A 19,090-nucleotide genomic window follows, 5' to 3' on the forward strand; every position below is an offset into this window, starting at 1 on the left:
TCAGGCGGCGCGCGCGCCTGACAGAAAGGCTTCGTGCGTCGGCATCGCCTGGACCCCCCGATGCATCAGGTCGCGCATGCGGCGCAGCGATGCCCGGGTCTCCTCCGCAGGCAGCAGGTCTGCGGCGGGATCGTGATCGTGCGGCTGCAGCCCCTGCCCCAGCATCACCGCCACCCAGCTCGCTTCGCGAAAAAGCTCCCCTGGTTCCAGGATCACGCGGCCGAGGTTCGCGAAGATCTCCATGCGTTGCGCGAGGCTGTCCGGCACGGCCATTCCCCGCATCGTGCGCCAGAACGGAGTGTCGTCGCGCCGCGTCTGCTTGTAGTGGAGGATGACGAAGTCGCGCACCGCCTCCGTCTCACGTCGCATCAGGTCGTTGTAGAGATCGACTTCTGCAGGAACGAAGCCGTTGGCGGGGAACAGCGACATCAACGTGGCGATGCCGCGCTGAATCAGATGGATGCTGGTCGATTCCAGAGGTTCGATGAAGCCCGAGGCAAGACCCAGAGCTACGACGTTGCGGTGCCAGCTTAGCCGCCGCCTGCCCGTGGTGAAGCGCAGCGGGCGCGGGTCGCCAAGTGCGGGGCTGTCGAGCCCATCCAGCAGCGCCCGCGCCGCGCTATCGTCGTCGACGAACGCGCTGCAGTAGACGTGGCCGTTCCCCACGCGGTGCTGAAGCGGAATGCGCCAGCGCCATCCGCCTGCCCCCGCGGTCGCCCGTGTGAACGGCGCGGGCGGCGCGACCGCCTCCGACGGCACGGCCAGCGCGCGATCCATCGGCAGCCAATGCGACCAGTCGAGATACCCGGTGGCCAGCGCCTCCTCGATCAAGAGGCCTCGAAAACCGCTGCAATCGATGAACAGATCACCCTCGATGACGCGAGCGTCGTCGAGCACGAGATGCTTGACGAAGCCGTCCTCCGCGGCGAGCCGCACGTCGACGATCCGCCCCTCGCTCCGCTGGCAGCCTTCCGCCAAGGCGAGCGTGCGCAACAGATCGGCGTAGAGCGCAGCGTCGAAGTGCAACGCATAGGACATCTTCGACAGAACGCTGCGTGGGTCGTCGCTGGGGCGGGTGAAGCGGCTCGCATAGGCCGCCCGGGCCGGAAGCGAATAGTCCGTCAGCCGCCCCTCGCGCAGGCGCAACCAGTGCTGGTGAAACGGAACGCCTGCCAGATCGGCACCGAAACTGCCGAAGGGGTGAAAATAGCGATCGCCAAGCTGGCCCCAGTCGCGAAACTCGATGCCGAGCTTGTAGGTGCCCTGCGTCGCGCGGATCAGTGCGTCCTCGTCGAGGCCAAGCTGCGCGTTCAGTTGCAGGATCGGCGGTATCGTCGCCTCGCCGACGCCGACGGTTCCGATCTCCGACGATTGCACCACCGTGACGGCGAGCCGCTCGCGCGGAAAGCTTCGGCATAGCACGGCTGCCGCCATCCACCCCGCGGTACCCCCTCCGACGATGACGACGCGCCGCACAGTCCTGTCGTTCATGCATTCCCCCCGCACCCGATCTGCGTCGCAACTCCATAGCTGACCCGTTCAAAAAAGGGCGGCCTCGTGCAAGACGCACGCGGCCGCCCAGAGGGGGAGCTTGTGGAGGGATCACCGCAGCAGGAAGCGCAATCGCAGCGAGACACGGCGGTCGTTGATCTGATAGTTTCTCAGATACTGGGTCTGGCCCTGATAGCTGTAGTTGACCGAGTCCGTCAGATTCTGGCCATCGAGGGTGACAGAGATCGCCTTGTTGAGATCGTAGCTGATCGAGGCATCGAGCGTCCCGTAAGATTTGAAATAGATCGGCAGCGTCTGAGCACCCGTCTCGGATACCGAGTCGAGATACTTGCTTCGCCAATTGTAGGCGAGCCGGGCATCGATGCCGTATTTCGAGTAGAGGCCGATGATATTGTAGCTGTTGCGGGACAGATTGATCAGCGGCACGCTGGTCTGCGTGGTGGATCCGATCGAGCCGACCGCGACCGTTCCAGCGTTGCTGTCCGCGAAGGTGTAGTTCGCCTGGACGCCGAGCCCCGACAATGCCCCCGGCAGGAAGTCGAAGAACTTCTGCCCGCCGATCTCGAAGCCGCGCACTCGGCCGCGCGGGACGTTGGTGACGGCGCCGACGTTGAATTGGACCACGCCGACGTTGGGGATCGTCTCGGTCCGCGCAAAGGGGCGGACGTCGATCAGGTCGCGAAGATTTTTCTGGAAGCCGGTGAAGAAGACGTAGCCGGTCTGCGAGAAGTACCATTCGAGCGCGCCATCGTAGGACGTCACTCGCTCCGGCTTCAGGTTCGGGTTGCCCGATACGCTGCCGTTGCCGGCATAGGGATTGGAGACCGCATCATAGGCACCGCCGTTGACCGTCGTCGGGGTCGCCCCCGTACCGGTGTAGTTCGGCGACAGGCTGAAACTGGGGTTCAGCTGCGTGAAGGTGGGACGGAAGATGTTCTTGGAGAAGGCGAAACGAGCTTGCAGCGCCGGGGTCACCTTGAGCCGCAGGTTCACGCTCGGCAACCAGGCATCGTAATCGCGCGACCCGTTGAACGGCTCCACGATCGAGGTGGACGTCGGCGTCGTGCCGCCTGTGGTGCGATAGCTTAGCACCTGGAAGCCCTGGCCGCTCTGGCTCGTGCGGACGTAGCGCAATCCCACGTTGCCGTCGAACCCCATCGTGCCGATGTCGGTCTTGAACGCGGCGCGGAGATAGCCCGAATAATCGTCTTCCGACACGCGGCTCGTCGTCGACTGGGCGGGGTTGTCGAGATCGCCGAAGGCGATCGTCTGCCCGCTGATCTGGCCGATGTGAGCAAAGGCGCTTTCGGGATGAAGCGCGTCGTAGAGGTTCCACTGCAGAATTGGTCCGAACACGCTGTTGGCTCCGGCGCCGCGCAGCAGCGTCGCCTGCCCGGGATTGTTCTCGACGTATTCGGGATGCCCAGCTGCCGTATAGCAGTTCGCTGCGGTAGAGTAATTAGCGCAAGTCCCGCCGATCGTGGTCCAGTTGTTCACGTTCGTATCGCGATTGACGGCGCGTTTGCCGCTGTACCGCACGCCGGCACTGATCGATTTGAGGAAGCTGCCGTCGTCGAAGTCCCACGTCAGGTCGGCCCGCGGGCTGTTGCCGATGGCCGTGTTTCGGACGCGATCCGGCTGCACCGCCGTGAACCCGTAGTTGGCCGGGTTGGCAAAGAAGTCGGAACGCTGACCCGTGACGGGGTCTGTGGCATATTGAGTCGGAAACGATCCGCGGTTGTCGAAGGTGTAGTTGTAGTCGCCGGTGAACACCCCCGCTACGCCGTTGTTGGCGGTAAACGGCGTGAGGTAGAGATTGAGCGAATCCTGATCCACCTTGGCGTCGATATGCTGGTAGTCGAGGACCAGGTGCAGACGATCGCTGACATCCCACTTGACCCCGGTGGTGAAATCCGTGGTCCGCGTCTTGCGATTGGAGCCATAGGTCACAGACAATCCGCCCGGACCGCGCAGCGAGCCTGAGGTGGCGACGCCGTTGTCGACGGTGAAGGTTCCGGTCGGGACCGCATTCTCGTCGGACGAGAAGTACGCGACGCCGGTATCGCGGAACTTGTAGTTGGTGTTCAGGACCTGCGCATAGGCCTCGACGTTGCGCGCCGGACGCCACTGCAGCACGACCGATTCGCTCGCGCGGCGGCGGTCACCTTGCGCGACGTTGAAGCCGCCGCCCTTCTGGACCTGCACGTCCTGCGTTTCGAAGCCCGGCACGAGGCCGGGGCGTGTGGACGATCCGTCCGGCGCGGGATTGTTCGGACCGTGCCAGTAGTAGGGTTCGACCTGATCGAGATCCTGTCGAAAATACGAACGCTGTGCGGACGCGTTGACGAGAAGACCGATTTCGCCGATCCCCGTCTCCCATCGGTTGCTGTACAGGCCGGACACGCCCCACCCGTTCTTCTTGGCAAGATCGTATCGTGTTCCTGACACGGTTGCCGAAAGCACCTGCCCGGACGTGTCGAACGGCTTGCGGGTGCGCAGGTCGATCGTGCCGCCGAGCGACCCTTCGATCATCTCCGCCGACGGATTCTTGTAGACGTCGAGGCGGGAGAGGAGGTCGGGGCCGATTTCGTCGAACGCCAGGCCGACGCCGCCATTGGCGGTGAAGATGTCGTGGCCGTTCAATTCCGTGCGGACGTCGCTCAGCCCCCGGATCGCGACCACGCTGCCTTCGCCGAGGTTGCGCTGGATCTGGATGCCCGAAATGCGCTGGAGCGATTCGGCGACATTGGCATCGGGGAAGCGGCCGATGTCCTGCGCCGTGATCGAATCGACGATCTGCTCCGCGTTGCGCTTCACGGCCTGGGCGCTCGCGAGGCTCTGCCGCAGACCGGAGACGACGATGTCGCCGGCCGTGGCGTCCTGGGGAGCCGCCGCATCCGCCGGTTGCGTTGCCGGCGCCGCCGGCGCCGCATCCTGCGTCGCCTGCGCCTCGGCTGTCGCCGCGGTCAGCGCCACCGCGATGGCGAGCGCCGAACTTACCATCGAGACGCGGTCGTTACCCCTCATTGCCCTCTCCTTTATGCCCGCAAGACACGGATCGTTACAAAGAGGCGTATCACGTATCCTCACATGTGAAAACTGATTTTCTTATATAATGTCCGACGAATGCCATGGGCGTGCATGCGCATCGAGCGGCAGGCAGGCCTTGCAGCCGACAAGAAAGACAAATATGAAAATGCGCTCTCGCAGGGATAACGATGGGAGGGATCGCGCGAATGCCGGGAATAGTCCGCGTCTCGCGTCGAGCGGGGTGACCGGATTGAGCCTGCGCAGGCTGGCCTGGCCACAGCGCTGTCAAACACGGACGAACGTCGATCTGAAAAAGAGGTGGGATCCCGTCTTGATGAAGCGGACGGCGGCACCGGCAAATCGCCGGATCGGTCCGCTGCTCGATGAAACCACGGCAGCGTGAGCCAAGCATCCGCGCAATTCAAATCGGACAAAAGCTTTCAAAGAGGCAAGGGAGGATCACGAGGATGAAGATCAGCAAGCGCGAGTTGCTCGGCGGCGCGGTGAGCGCGACGGTGGCGACGGCGGGGCCGGTTCGCGCGGCCGAGCGGATCATGCCGCGGATCGCACCGGGGCCCTTTGACCCCACGACCACGTCGTTGAGCGACTATGACACCCCGGCATGGTTCCGCGATGCGAAGTTCGGCATCTGGGCGCATTGGGGTCCGCAGGCCGTGCCCGGCCAGGGCGACTGGTACGCGCGCTTCATGTATACGCCCGGACACCCGCACTACGATCATCACGTCAAGACCTACGGCCACCCCTCGGAGAAGGGCTACAAGGACATCCTCCCCTTGTGGACGGCGGAGAAGTTCGATCCCGAGGCGCTGGTGGAGCGCTACCGCGCCGCCGGAGCACGCTACATCGTGTCGATGGGCGTCCATCATGACAATTTCGACCTGTGGCGATCGCGTCATCACCGCTGGAATTCGACGCTGATGGGGCCGAAGCGCGACATCGTCGGCGAGTTGCAGGCGGCGGCGAAGCGGCGAGGACTGCGCTTCGGCGTGTCGGAGCATCTCGGGGCGAGCTACACCTGGTGGCATCCCAACCATCTCTACGACCAGTTCTGGCCCAAGTTGGGCGTAAGCTACGACGGCGCCGATCCGCGCTACGCCGATCTCTACCATGACAACCGCGACGAACCGTTCGTCAACACCCCGGCGTCCTGGTACACCACGAACAAGGCCTATCAGGCGGAATGGCTCGAGCGGATCCGCGATCTGATCGACAGCTATAAGCCCGACCTCATCTATTCCGATGGCGGACTGCCCTTTGGCGACACCGGCCGGCAGATGCTGGCGCACTTCTACAACACCGGGACGAAGCGCGGCGCCGTCGACGTCGTCTACACCTGCAAGAATCTCGGCTCGGGGGAGTTCAGCGACGCGTGGTCGACGCAGGACGTCGAACGCGGCGCGCTGACCGGCATCAATCCCAAGCCGTGGCAGACCGACACGTCGAACGGCGACTGGTTCTACAAGCAGGACGACACCTACAAGTCGGCGGCACAGGTGATCTCGACGCTTGCCGATGTGGTCAGCAAGAACGGCAACCTGCTGCTCAACGTCGTGCTGCTCGGCGACGGCAGCCTTCCGCCGCAGTCCGAACAGCTGCTCGATGACCTTGCCGCATGGATGAAGGTCAATGGCGAGGCGATCCACGGTACGCGTCCCTGGTCGCAGTTCGGCGAGGGACCGACGCAGGGGAGTGAGGGCGCCTTCTCCGAAAAGGCGGACTACGTGGACGGCGACATCCGGTTCACCACTCGCGGCAAGACGCTGTACGCGATCACGCTGACCGAGCCCAAGGGGCGCATCGTCATCGCGTCGCTGGGCGATCGGCCTGGCGTGGCGACGCCGCGCGTCCGCCAGGTCCGCCTGTTGGGGCATCGGGGGGCGGTTCGCCATAGCCAGACGCCGCAAGGGCTGGTGATCGACATGCCTGCCGCGCTGCCGTCGCGTCATGCCAGCGTCGTGGCGATGACCCTTGCCTGATCGCGCACCGGCCCCGCGCGCCGCCACAATCCTGCACCTGCATGCCCTGACGCGCCGCCGCGTCATGACGACGTGCGCATTCGTCGCCGGGGCGACGGTCGTCCCGGGTGCGCCGGCGTCCGCCGCAGCGGTACCCCAAAGCGAGGCTCCGTTGGTCCCGGGTCGGAGCAAGCGGGAGCAACTGCTGTTCGACAGGGGCTGGCAGTTCGCGCTTGGGCATGGCTCCGATCCCGCCCGCGACTTCGGCTTCGGCTTCGGGCAGGCCGGCTTCTCGAAGACGGGCGACTTCGACTTCGCTCAGGTCGGCTTCGACGTGAAGGGCTGGCGGTCGCTCGATCTGCCGCACGACTGGGCCGTCGAACTGCCCTTCGTCCGCGACGAGCAGGGCAGCGGCGATAACCAGCTTCGCTCGCACGGCTTCAAGCCGCTCGGACGACGCTATCCCGAGACGAGCGTCGGCTGGTATCGTCGCGAGTTCGAGATACCGGCGCACGACCGGGGCCGGCGGATCTGGATCGAGTTCGACGGCGCGTTCCGGGATGCGATCGTCTTCGTCAACGGCTGCTTCATCGGGCGGCATGGGGACGGTTACACGTCGTTCCGCTTCGATCTGACCGACTTCCTCCGATATGGGGCGAGCAATGCGATCGCGGTGCGGGTCGATGCCAGCTACGGCGACGGCTGGTTCTACGAAGGGGCCGGCATCTACCGCCACGTCTGGCTGCTGAAGACCGACGCGGTACACCTGACCCGCTGGGACAGTGTCGTCCGCACGACGCTGTCCCACGACGCGGCAGAGCTGGCGCTGTCGGCCAGCGTCGAAAACCACAGCCAGCAGCCGGTGGCGGCGCGGTTGCGCTGGATCGTCCGCGACGGGTCGGGCACGACGGTGGCGACGGCCTCGACGCCCGTTCGAAGTGTCGCGCCGGGTGCGCAGTGCGCGTTCCAGGCCGCTACGGTGATCCGCAACCCGGAGTTGTGGGCGCCCGGCCACCCTGCCTTGTACACGGCGACGGTCAGGGTGGAGGACGACACCGCCATCCTCGACGACGAGGTCGTGACGTTCGGCGTGCGCACGACGCGCTTCACGGCCGACAAGGGGTTCTTCCTCAACGACCGCCCGCTCAAGATCCAGGGGATGTGCAACCATCAGGATCATGCCGGCGTCGGCGTCGCTTTGCCCGACCGATTGCAGGCCTTCCGGCTCGAGGTTATGCAGAGGATGGGGTGCAATGCGATCCGCTCGGCGCACAACATGCCGACCCCCGAACTGGTCGAGGCGTGTGATCGAATGGGACTGATGCTGGTGCCCGAGGCCCGGTGGATGAGCGCGTCGCAGGAGGGGCTTGCCCAGCTCGAGACCATGGTGCGCCGCTACCGCAACGCGCCGTCGGTGATCCTGTGGTCGATCGGCAACGAGGAGAACACGCTGCAGGGCAAGTCGGCGGTGCTCGGGGCGCAGATCGCGCAGACGATGGTCACCAGCTGTCATGCGCTCGATCCGACCCGCATGGTGACCGCGGCGGTCAATGCGGACAACGAGACGGGGCCATCCGCCGCCGTCGACGTCATCGGCTTCAACTATCATCGCGAATTCCCGGACGCCTTCCACGCCCGCCATCCGGGCAGGCCGGTGATCGCCACCGAGGATGCCAGCGACGTGGCCACCCGCGGCGAATATGCGTTCGACAAGAACCGGAACGTCGTCAGCAATTTCGACGGCAAGGAACCCTGGGACAAATCCCCGGAACATTGGTGGCAATTCTACGCCGGGCGGGATTGGGCGGCGGGCGGCTTCGCCTGGACCGGGTTCGATTACCGCGGCGAACCCTCGCCATTCGGTTGGCCCTCGGTCAGTTCTAACTTCGGCGTGGTCGACCTGTGCGGCTTCCCCAAGGACTATTTCCACTATTATCGGGCGTGGTGGAACGCGTCGCCTGCGCTGCATCTGTTCCCGCACTGGACCTGGCCGGGCAGGGAGGGTGAGCAGATGCCGGTCTGGGTCTATTCCAACCTCGATGAGATCGAGCTGGTGCTGAATGGAACGAGCCTGGGCATCAAGCGCGTGCCGCATCTCGGGCACGTCGCCTGGAGCGTGGCTTACGAACCCGGCGTGATCGAGGCGCGGGGGCGGCGGGGCGGCAAGACCATCATGGTCGAGCGACGCGTCACGACCGGACCCGCGCGCTCCCTTCGCTTGACGTGCGACCGGAGCAGCATCAGCGCCGATGGCGAGGACGTCACGGTCATCACCGCCGAATGCCTCGACCATCGCGGGCGGCATATCGACATCGCGCAGGACGTGATCCACTTTCGGGTGAGCGGCGCGGGCACGCTGCTCGGGACCGGCAACGGCGATCCGAATTCGCACAATAGCGGCAAGCAAAGCGATCAGGCGCTGTTCAACGGGCTGGCCCAGGCGATCGTCCAGTCGAACGGCGCTCGCGGCAGCATCGTCGTCGAAGCTTCGACACCCGGCGCCATCCTCCCCGCCCGGCTTGGCGTCCGCACCGTACCCGCTAGACTGCGCCCCCAGCTATGACGGCGACGATCGGCGGCGGCACCGCCGTCGATCACCGGATGGCGACGAGGGAGCTGTAATGACGGTGACGGAGCCGGATCGCCGACATCTGCTGACCGGCCTGGGCCTGTTGTCGCTGACGGCGGCGGCGGCACCATGGCGCGCCCTCGCCGCCGCCGCAATATCCCCGGTGCCGCGGGCGCGCGTCATCATCGACAACGACTTCTCCGGCGACCCCGACGGGCTGTTCCAGCTCGCGCATCACCTCCTCTCGCCGTCTGTCGCAGTTCCGTTCGTAATCGGCTCGCACATCCACGCCGGCGACTTCCTCGATGGCTCCCCGACGCAGGGCGACAATGCGGCGGCGCGCGCGCGGACGCTGATCGCGATGATCGGGAGCGGTCATCATCCGCCGGTATTGGCGGGGCGCAACACCGCTCCTCCGCCCGGCGCACCACCGCAGGCGACCGCGATCACCCGGCGGATCCTCGCCGAGGCATGGCGAAGCGATACCAAGCTACCGCTCGTCTATGCGGCGGGTGCGGGCCTGACCGAACTGGCGGAGGCGGTGCGGATCGACCCGGCGATCGGTCCGCGCATCCGTCTCGTCTGGATCGGTGGGCGGGAGTGGCCCGATCTCACCGGCGGCGTGCCGTGGCGTCGTGACGCCGAATACAATATGACGATCGACGGGGCTGCCGCGCGCACGCTCTTCAACGACAGCACGGTCGAGATCTGGCAGGTGCCGCGCAACGTCTACCGCCAGATGCTCGTCTCGATGGCGGAGTTGCGCGCAGCGCTGCGGCCCGCCGGGGCGGTGGGAGCGTTTCTGCTCGACGCGCTCGAGCAGGTTCGCAGGCACCAGGACGACCGGCTGGGCGAGACGTACATCCTGGGGGATAGTCCACTGGTCACGCTGACCGCGCTGCTCTCGTCATTCGAGCCCGACGCCTCCTCGAGCGACTACGTCATCCGGCCTACGCCGATCTTGAACGAGGATGGCAGCTATACGCGACGAGCCGAAGCCCGCCCTATGCGCGTCTACCGCAGCATCGACGCCAGACTCACCTTTGGTGATTTGTTCGCCAAACTCGCGATCCATCGATGATCATACTTCTATTTCCACAATGTCGAACGTCAGCGTCTTACGGCTACAGCTTTGATCGTCAGCAACCTCCTGCATATGCTACGCGTTGCTGCAACCGCTTGCGAGGATCGCCTCGCGATTGCCTCGCAGGGCCGCCGAGATGGGGAGATTGCCGCCTATAAGCTTTCAGGACAGGATGCATGGCATGTCGATTTGAACGCGACCGCTGATTCGAACGAGGACGGTGCTTTGAGATTTCTTGCGATTTTAGCACTGCTTGCTTCGCCCGGGACAGCGCATCGAAGCAATCATCCGCCGAAGGGGTCGACAGAACAGCGCGCGCTGTTTGAGAAAGGACAGGCGGGACAGAGCGATTTCGAGCAACGGCTTTTCGTCGAAGCCGGCTTTACGCCCCTCGCTGATATGGCGTCAGAGAAGCGAGCGGTCATCAGGGCACTTTTTGAAAGTCCATACAGAATGCTGCCTGTCTCGGGTGTAGAGATTGAGCGGGGAGCCGGTGGCAGCGTTACACTGACGATGATCGGTCGCGCCGGTCCGATCGCGTCTTCCCCCCTGCCAACATCGACATGGTCGCGCCTGATCGGCATGCAAGCAGATCTTTTCGAGCCAAGGCCCTATGTCCCGTGGGATCCGCCCCAGGCAGGCGAGAAGCCCCCCGCGCCGCCACCGATATGTCACGGTTGGACCATTCGCTTTGGCAAGTCCGACGGGCCTGGTCTGGGCAGCGCAAGTTGGGGAACATGCGGCGGCGATGCGCAGTCAGGAGCGGACTTGGCCCGAGAGATAGCGAAGGTAGCAGTTGCGACACGCCCAGACTGCAGGTTCAGCACGACGGATCCATTCGGATCATTCAGCGAATGCTTCTCACCTCATCGGTGACGATGGGCTTTGACGCGGCGGCTACGAAGGAAGGTCGACATCAAATCGGACAGCTGCCATCGAGCGTTAGCAGTCAGGCTGCCCCGCTGCTTAGCGGCTCGCAACCAGTCGTTCTAGGTTGCCTTTTTCCTCGGAGGTCATGTCGGGCGTTGGTCTCAAAGCCTGCAGTCGTTTTGCGTCACTGATTCCGTTGCAAGCTTCTAATTGCTAGCTTCGCCGCAAAAGCGATTTCGACTTACCGCGACCAGCCGTCGCATAGATGACGTTCCACATACGCCCCCGCTCATCATCACGCCGGGCGGTTTGCTTTGGCCAGGTCGGGCCAGCGTTCGAGGATCGCGCTGGTGACGCCGTTGGTCCATCCGAAGCCGTCCTGCACCGGATATTCGCCGCCGCCACCGGGGGTGCGTCGCTCGACGTTGTACTTCTCGAGCATCTTGCCGGTGTCCGCATAGGCCGCCCCGACCGTGCCGATCCAGCGGGATGCTATCTCACGCGCCAGCGTCTCGTGTCCTGCCCGCGCAAGGCCATCGATCGCGACCCATTGCAGCGGCGCCCAGCCGTTGGGTTCGTCCCATTGCAGCGGGGTTCGGACAGTCGTGGTCCGCAATCCGCCCTCTGCCAAAAGCGCGCTTTGAGTTGTCTCAGCTACTCCAGCTGCCTGCGTCGGGGATGCAAGACCGACGAATAGTGGTTGTAGCGTCGCCGCGCTCAGCACCGCCGTCGGCTGCCGGGTCGACAGGTCCCAATCCGCATAGCGCGATTGCGCCTGCTGCCAGAGGTAGCGATCGATGGCCGTCTTGCGGCGGACGGCGCGACCGGTGAAGTCGCGGCTGCAACCGGCATCATCGGCTTGCGCGCACCGTTGCGCGATCCGCCGTTCCATCGCCCAGATCAGGCTGTTGAGATCGATCGGCACGATGTCGGTCGTGTGGATGGTGCCGAGCGACTGCGGATCGCGCAGCCAGCGGGATGAGAAGTCCCAGCCGCTCTCGGCGCCCGCACGCAGATCACGATAGATTGCTGCCGCTGGTCGCCCCTGCGCTTTGGTCGCTACTGCCAGATCCTCGGCGAAGCTCTCGTCACGCGGCGTATCATTGTCGTCGTAATAGCGGTTGAGCTCGGAGCCGTCGGGCATCCTGACGACCCGCAGACATGCCGCCGCCGTCGCGACACAGCCCCTGCCCCGCATCCAATAGGCATATTCGCTCCGCAGGGCACGCAGGCGGCGTGCCTGCACCGCCGGGTCGGCAACCTCCGACAGATCCAGCATCAGCGCATAATAGGGCGGCTGTGACCGGCCGAGATAATAGGTACGGGTGCCGTTGGGGATATGGCCGTAGCGTTCGATCAGATCGGTGAAATTGTCGATCATCGCCTCGACCAGCGGCTGCTGGCCGTCGGCCTTCAGCCCGAGCATCGTGAAATAGCTGTCCCAGTAGTAGATCTCCTGGAAGCGGCCGCCCGGCACGACGTAAGGCTTGGCCAGCGACAGCGCCGAACTGCCCGGTTGGCGCTCGAAGGGCTGCCGGACCAGCTGCGGCCATAAATTGCGCACGTGCTCGCGCAGATCGCCCCGATCGTTTTCGCCGCGCACGACGAAATTGGCGAGGACGAACGCCCGCAGCGCCGCGCCATCGGGTTTGAGCCGGTTGTAGTCGGCAAGGATCGCCGCGGCCGCGCGCTTGGGAACGGCGTCGGCGAACGTCTTGCCGTCGGCGAAGACATGCTGGGTCTGCACGGCGGCGAACAGCGGTCCGTACAGCGTCGCGGGGCTGGGTTCAGCGCCGTGAATCGGTGTCGCGGCGAGCGCCAGCGCCGCCACTGCATAGAGGATCTTGCTCATCGTCGTCCCGTTGAAAGAGACCGGCCGGAGCGAGCGTGACCGCGCCGGCCGGCAGGGGAGGAACGTCAAAAGTGAAAGGCTGCGGCGAAGCGGACCGAACGCCCGACGATCGGGCGGGCGAGGATCACGCCGCTGCCCTGCGTGCCGATCGTCCTGGGATTGCCTTCGGTCAGGCCAATTGCGTTGGTCAGGTTATCGCCGAGAACCTGGAACTGCACCTGGCGGTTCAGATCGAGGGTCAAGCCGGCGTCCAGCTTGTAATAGTGCGGTAGCAGTTGCTGGTTCTGGACGTCGGAGAATCGATCGCCGACATAGCCGATCGTCGCGAACGCGCCGGCCTTTGCCTCCCCGCCGAGCCGCACGTCATAGGCCGGCGTCACCCGCCATTGCCATTTGGCCTGACGCTGAACACGATTGCCGGTCAAGTCGGTCGCACCGCCATCGGTGAAGAAGTCGCGGTATTTCGCGTCCAGATAGGTCGCCGATCCGCCGATCGAGAACCCCGCAAAGGGCCGCACTTGGCCTTCAAGTTCGACGCCCGTCGCCTTGGCGCCACCGATCGACGCGATCGGCGCACCGCTGGTGATGACCGTGGTCGCGAGTCCCTCGAAGCGATTGTGGAACACCGTCGCATACAGGTTGGCGATGCCCGTCGTCACCTTGAGGCCGCCTTCGTAGCTGTCGACGCGCGGCGCGACATCGATGCCGTCACGCAGATTGTCGAAGAACGGGAAGCTGTTGCCGCGGCTGTAGCGGACGAAGACGCCGACCTGACGGGTCAGATCATAATTTGCACCGCCGGTCCATGACCATGCGTCGCCGCGGTAGCGGATCGTCCGAAACGTGCCGTTCAGCCGGGCATCGCCGTTATCGTAGAGCGTCAGGACGTTGCCATCCAAACCGCCGGCGGGCAGCGCGCCGGCCAGATTTTCCAGCGTGCCGTCGACGGAGTGGTGCTGATAGCGGATGCCGCCATCGAGCCGCAGCCGGTCGGTAAGCTGCAATTCGTCGACGGCATATCCAGCGACGTCGTCGCCCTTGTAGTCGGCGTTGACCTTGAAGGTCGAACCGCCGGAGAAGCCGTCGCGGGTGACGATCGCACCGTTGGTCAGCGTCATGTCCAGCCGCCGGGCATTGGGTTCCGCGGTCAACAGCAGCGAATTGCCGAGATTCCAGCGGTCGCGCGACGTGTAATGCGAGTAGTAGACGCCGCCGGTCAGCGTGTTTCGCCCCGCCTTCCATTCGAGGGCGAAGTCGTTGACGAATGCGTTCAGCCTCTTCTGCACGGTCCAGACGCCCGCCTCGACCACAGCTTGGTTCGGCGATACCGCGCCGCCTCCGGTGACGTAGTTCAGAGACCGGATCGTGCCGCCCTTCGCTGCGGCATAGGCGGTGGCACTGACCGGCGCAGCGATCGGCACCAGCCCGGTCGTATCGGCATCGCCCTTCAACCAGCTGGCGCGGTCGCGCACCGAGATGCCGCTGCCGAGATTGTACTCGAAGTTGCCGCCGATGTTGCCGATCCGCGCGCCGCGGCCGTCGGCGAGATCGACCCGGCTGCCGTCGTTCCTGACGGTGATGCGCGTGTCACGCCCCACCAGCGTGCCGGTCCCCGCATCGAAACCTGCATACTGACTGATCTTTTCGCCATTCTGGACGACCGGGATCGGCAACAGCCACTGGCCACGATCGTCGAGGTAACGGCCGAACAACAGGATCGACCCGTCTCCGAAATCGTGCCGGATGTTTGCCGTCAGCTGGCCGCCGCGTTCGGCCTGGAACTGCGCGTCGCGGATACCGCGCGAAACGGCATAATGTCCGCCGATCATGTAGGTCGTGTTGGCGTCGATTGGACCCGACACGTAGCTGTCGGCGCGAAACTCACCGAAGTCGGTCGCGGAGAGCTTGAACAACCCTTCCGGCGTCTGCTTGCCCTCACGCTGCACGACGTTGATCGTCAGGCCGGGCTGGCCGTTCGAGAACAACGCGCCGGTGCCGCCACGGACGGCCTCGACGCGTTGCACCGTCTCGTCGATCCGGATCAGCTGAGTGTTTTCCAGGAAAGACAGCGTCGGAGGCGGGAAGAACGGCACGCCTTCCGTCTGGAAGGTAACATATTCGGCGTCACCGCCCGACGGATAGCCGCGCACGAAGATGTTCGCGCCGGTCTTGCCACCGGACGACTCCGTGCTGACCCCCGGCACAGCCCGAAGAACCTCCGCGGTGCTGGCGGTGCCGAGCCGTTGGGCCAGCGCGCTATCGATCGTCGTCACGGCATAAGCGGCATTCTGGCGGCGTGTCCCGCCACCCGCCGTACCGACGACGACGATGTCTTCCGGCTGGTCGCCCTCGACGGGCGCGGCGTCGGCCGAGGCCACCTGTCCGGCCTGGGCCGGGGGTGACGACGTCGCAGCCGCCTGCGCCGGGGGCGCCGAACGGCCTTCGGCCGTGATCAGGTATGCACCACCGGCGGTCATGCGGTATCGCAGGCCGGAATGCTTCAGCAGCGTCGCCAGTGCACCGTCCATCGTCATCTGGCCGCTGATCGCGCGCGCCTTCTTGCCGCGCACCAGATCGGGTGAAAACAGGATCTGCTGTCCGCTCTGGCGCGACAGCGCGAGCAGGGCGGTGCCGAGGTCCTGTCGCTCGATGCGGATGCCGACCGCCGCCTGCGCCACGGCACCGAACGATGTGCCTGCAATTCCGATTGCCAGCGTCGCCATCATCGCGCCGCGCAGCACCGCCGCCTTCTTCGCCTTCATGCTATCCACCCCTTGTCAGTCGACCCTCCACCGGGATCGATCAGGGGGTAAAGACGCCTGCATTCAAGAAACCCGAACCGACCGGCTAAAAAAAAGTCAGCGCCGATAGCCGATCTCGATCTCTCCCGTTGCGCGCTCATGGATCGTGACAGGAAAACCCGCTGTCAACGCGCCGATGAACGGGGCAACTTCGCCGGTACGGAACGACCCGCTGATCCGCAGCGCGGCCGCGCGCGGATCAGTGATCCTAATGGGCTGCGACCCGTATCGGTTCATCTCGGCGACGGCGGAGGCAAGCGTCTGGTCCGCGAACGTCAGCCGCCCTTCGCTCCAGCTGGCCAGCGCCGCTGCCCCGCCAGGCGTATGCCGGATCGAGACGCCGGTCGGCGAGGCGACCAGCACGTCGTCCACGGTCATGGCGGTGGCAGGTCGACCGGTCCTTGCCGTCGATGCGACGCTCACCTTCCCCTCGATCAAGGCGACCTGTGTCGCGTCGGATTCGAGCCTGACATCGAACTCGGTGCCATGCGCAGTCACCTCCTGCCCTCCGGCCACAACGACGAACGGCCGGCCCTGGTGCTTGGCAACCTCGAACAGAGCCTGACCCCGATCAAGCAGGAGGCGCCGTGCGACCGTATCGTATGCAAGTCGGACGCGGCTGTCGGTGTTGAGGGTCAGCCGCGATCCGTCAGGCAATGTGACGGCCAGGCGCTGACCGACGTCGGTCCGGTAGGTCGGGTTTGGGGCGCTCACGCCAGGACGTCCGTCGCTCGGAACCGTCAGCCAGGCCAGCGGCGCGGCGATGACCGCGCAGGCCGCCGCGGCGAACGCCCAGCGGCGATACGTGCGCTGATATGGCCGATTGCGCACCGCCCGAGCGATCGTCGCATGCCGCAGACCAAGCAGGTCGGGATGGTCGGCCAGCGCGACGGCGCTGCGCCGAGCGTCGTCAACGGCACGCCAAGCCGCCTCATTGGCGGGATCGCTTCGCCATTCCGCGAACGCCTGTCTTGTGGCATCGTCCGCGCTGTCGAGCCGGCCCGCCCAGGCGGCAGCGCTGTCGAAGCGGGGATCAGTCACGACGCATGGCGTCCAGCCGGTCGGCGACATGGGCAAGCGCTCGTGCCTGATGCTTTTCCGCGGCACGTGTAGAAATGCCGAGGGACCGCGCGACGTCGGCCATCCTCCACCCTTCAAGCATCCTCAACACGAACACGTCACGGGTCCTTTCGGGCAGCTCGCCGAGCGCCTGCCGAATGCACTCGGCCGTCTGCTTTCCTTCCAAGACGCGGTCCGGCCAGATATCCGAACCCTCGAGGTCAAGGTCGTCCAGCGGCATGGTATCGCTGTCGACCCTGGTCCTGCTCCGCCGCGCCCGATCGCGCAGGACGTTCGCGGCAGTCACGAATATGAAACTGTCGGGCTCGCGTATGCCCCCTGGCTCGGCCATGCGGCTCAGCCGCAGGAACACTTCCTGGACGAGATCGGGGACATCATGCGACTGCACTACCCGCCGTTGAAAGTAGCGGGTCAGGGGACGGCTGTAGGAGGCGACGAGGTCACGCAGCGCCGACAGACGATGATCGCCATCCGTTTCTTGTTTGTAACCGCCCACCGCCGGCAGGATGATGATCTCGGTGACGAGGTCAAGCCTGCCATACGCAGCACTCGGATGCGGCCGTTCGGCTTCGCCTCCTCGGCTCCTGAGTTCCGCCGTTCGTCCATTATGCAAAACGCAGGCTTGTAGCAGCAGCCCTTACTGGACGAGGCGAGATAGAAGAGGATAGCGGACATGAGCGCGCAAGCTCGCCGCGGAGATCGACGCTCATCTCAAGGAAAGTTGATAGCCTAATTAATAGGGGCACGAGACACTTGCCCTCATGGGCATATGTCGTATCCACAGATCATGAAAAAAACCAAAGGAGCAAGAAGTTGACCGATCATGATCAAGTCGAGCCAGGCGTCAGCACCGTAGAACTCGCAACCGAATTGACTGTCGCATGGCTTAGCAACTCCAATAATCGGGTCAGCGCTGATGACGTTCCCGCCTTTCTGGCCAAGATGCATGAGACGGTGAACGGGTTGACGGCGGGTGGCGCCACGGGCGGTGAAGCCGAACCGGCGCAAGAATACACGCCCGCGACGACGGTCCGCAAGTCGCTCGCTTCGCGCGATCACATCATCTCGATGATCGACGGCAAGCCCTACAAGACCCTGCGGCGCCACCTCGCGACTAACGGCATGACCCCTGACGAATACCGCAGCCGCTACGGCCTCAAGGCTGACTACCCCATCGTCGCTCCGGCATACTCGGAAAGCCGTAGTGCGATGGCCAAGACGATCGGGCTGGGCCGTAAGCCGAAGCAGACCAATGCCGCGAGGGGCGATGGAAAGGCCAAGGCAACGAAGGGGAGCAGCGCCAAGGCGGCGGCCAAGGCTCACCTCGGCGGCAACGAGGACTAACCTCCTGCGTCGGGTTCGTGGGGCTCCGGAGCTTCTGCCGCGTTGAGCGCAGGTGATCATGAGGGAGTGGCGCTGCCATGCGCGCTCGCGAGATGTTCGAAGCACCTCCGAAGCTCCGCTCATGCAAGCCTTGCGGAATATGATGGAATAACGAGCGCCGGCTTGACCTATGGCCAGGATGGGGGATCGGCGAAGGCCGATCCCCTTTTGAGGCGCCAGAGCCAACCTGGGGTGCGCTCACTCGGGATGTCGAGATGACGTTGGCCGACACGTTGCAGACCGAGCCGTGGCAGACCGAGGCCGGCATCGGCAATTGCCACTATGATCGTCAGCTGCTGACCGACCACGCCTGTTGCTAGCCCGCGATGATGATCCCGCTGTTCATCGATATCGTCGGCAAGAACGGCAATCTGCTGCTCAGCATCCCATTATCAGGTCGTGGAGCGCACGACGCCGACGACGGCCGAGGCCTTCTCACAACGATGCTAAATCGAGAATTGTCAGGTGAGGGTGACAGGTTCGATTAGATCCCATCGGTTGCCATAGAGGTCCTCGAAGACCGCCACGATGCCATACGGTTGATGGCGGGGCGGCTCGACGAACCGGATGCCTCGCTGGGAGTAAGCGAGATGGTCACGGGCAAAGTCGTCCGTTTCGAGAAACAGGAACACTCGACCGCCACTCTGATCGCCGATCGCTTCACGTTGCCGGTCACCGACAGCCCGCGCCAGGAGCAGTCCGCTCGCCGCGCCGTGCGGTGCAACCACCACCCACCGTTTCCCGTCTACCAGCGCTATGTCGTCGCGTAGCTCGAAGCCAAGCTTTCCGACGAAGAATTCGATGGCGGTGTCATATTCGTCAACGAGGAGGGTGGTCAGGTTCAGGCGCTGCGACATACGGTGAAAATACCCTAATCCGGATACCGAGCCAACGCCCTGACGTGCGCGCCTGATTGTTATCAGCCAGGGATAG

12 protein-coding genes are annotated in these 19,090 nt (G+C 64.7%); 5 read left to right on the forward strand and 7 right to left on the reverse strand.

The window, feature by feature from the left end; genetic code table 11:
* Both BW41_RS16230 and BW41_RS16235 read right to left on the reverse strand, forming a co-directional pair.
* Window positions 1–1,491 carry a tryptophan halogenase family protein gene (locus BW41_RS16230; protein WP_037535616.1) on the reverse strand — a complete coding sequence of 497 codons (1,491 nt, stop codon included), beginning with the start codon at window positions 1,489–1,491 and terminating at the stop codon, window positions 1–3.
* 111 nt (window positions 1,492–1,602) lie between these two features.
* Window positions 1,603–4,488, reverse strand: coding sequence for a TonB-dependent receptor (locus tag BW41_RS16235; protein ID WP_235199802.1), 2,886 nt, complete (start codon window positions 4,486–4,488; stop codon window positions 1,603–1,605).
* 521 nt (window positions 4,489–5,009) lie between these two features.
* Between BW41_RS16235 and BW41_RS16240 the strand changes: the two genes are divergently transcribed.
* The 4 genes from BW41_RS16240 (at window position 5,010) to BW41_RS21095 (ending at window position 11,047) form a co-directional block, all read left to right on the forward strand.
* Complete coding sequence (locus BW41_RS16240) at window positions 5,010–6,539, forward strand: alpha-L-fucosidase (RefSeq protein ID WP_037535620.1); 1,530 nt, start codon at window positions 5,010–5,012, stop codon at window positions 6,537–6,539.
* 151 nt (window positions 6,540–6,690) lie between these two features.
* Window positions 6,691–9,081 (forward strand): beta-galactosidase GalA, encoded by a 2,391-nt coding sequence (gene galA / locus BW41_RS16245; RefSeq protein ID WP_235199803.1) that lies wholly within the window; start codon window positions 6,691–6,693, stop codon window positions 9,079–9,081.
* Window positions 9,082–9,139: 58 nt separating this feature from the next.
* Complete coding sequence (locus BW41_RS16250) at window positions 9,140–10,168, forward strand: nucleoside hydrolase (RefSeq protein ID WP_037535624.1); 1,029 nt, start codon at window positions 9,140–9,142, stop codon at window positions 10,166–10,168.
* 51 nt (window positions 10,169–10,219) lie between these two features.
* Window positions 10,220–11,047, forward strand: coding sequence for a hypothetical protein (locus tag BW41_RS21095; RefSeq protein WP_152542365.1), 828 nt, complete (start codon window positions 10,220–10,222; stop codon window positions 11,045–11,047).
* A gap of 289 nt (window positions 11,048–11,336) precedes the next feature.
* Here BW41_RS21095 and treF read toward each other — a convergent pair whose 3' ends face one another.
* The 4 genes from treF to BW41_RS16270 form a co-directional block, all read right to left on the reverse strand.
* The gene (treF, locus tag BW41_RS16255; RefSeq protein ID WP_037535626.1) at window positions 11,337–12,893 is read right to left on the reverse strand and encodes an alpha,alpha-trehalase TreF; all 1,557 of its coding nucleotides are present in this window, start codon (window positions 12,891–12,893) and stop codon (window positions 11,337–11,339) included.
* A 65-nt stretch (window positions 12,894–12,958) separates the two neighbouring features.
* Window positions 12,959–15,634 carry a TonB-dependent receptor domain-containing protein gene (locus tag BW41_RS16260; RefSeq protein ID WP_235199804.1) on the reverse strand — a complete coding sequence of 892 codons (2,676 nt, stop codon included), beginning with the start codon at window positions 15,632–15,634 and terminating at the stop codon, window positions 12,959–12,961.
* 117 nt (window positions 15,635–15,751) lie between these two features.
* A complete protein-coding gene (locus BW41_RS20200; RefSeq protein ID WP_051583589.1) occupies window positions 15,752–16,765 on the reverse strand; it encodes a FecR family protein in 1,014 nt (337 codons plus the stop codon).
* Window positions 16,728–17,387 (reverse strand): RNA polymerase sigma factor, encoded by a 660-nt coding sequence (locus BW41_RS16270; RefSeq protein ID WP_235199805.1) that lies wholly within the window; start codon window positions 17,385–17,387, stop codon window positions 16,728–16,730. The genes BW41_RS20200 and BW41_RS16270 overlap by 38 nt, the downstream gene beginning before the upstream one ends.
* 200 nt (window positions 17,388–17,587) lie before the next feature.
* Here BW41_RS16270 and BW41_RS16275 point away from each other — a divergent pair, with 200 nt between their 5' ends.
* Window positions 17,588–18,118, forward strand: a complete 531-nt coding sequence (locus BW41_RS16275; RefSeq protein ID WP_037535627.1) for a MucR family transcriptional regulator — start codon at window positions 17,588–17,590, stop codon at window positions 18,116–18,118.
* Window positions 18,119–18,618: 500 nt separating this feature from the next.
* On the opposite strand, the gene BW41_RS16280 is transcribed toward BW41_RS16275, so the two are convergent.
* Window positions 18,619–19,014, reverse strand: coding sequence for a VOC family protein (locus tag BW41_RS16280; RefSeq protein WP_037535628.1), 396 nt, complete (start codon window positions 19,012–19,014; stop codon window positions 18,619–18,621).
* Window positions 19,015–19,090 lie beyond the last annotated feature (76 nt).

The organism is Sphingomonas sp. RIT328, from assembly GCF_000632225.1.
GTDB lineage: Bacteria > Pseudomonadota > Alphaproteobacteria > Sphingomonadales > Sphingomonadaceae > Sphingomonas > Sphingomonas kyungheensis.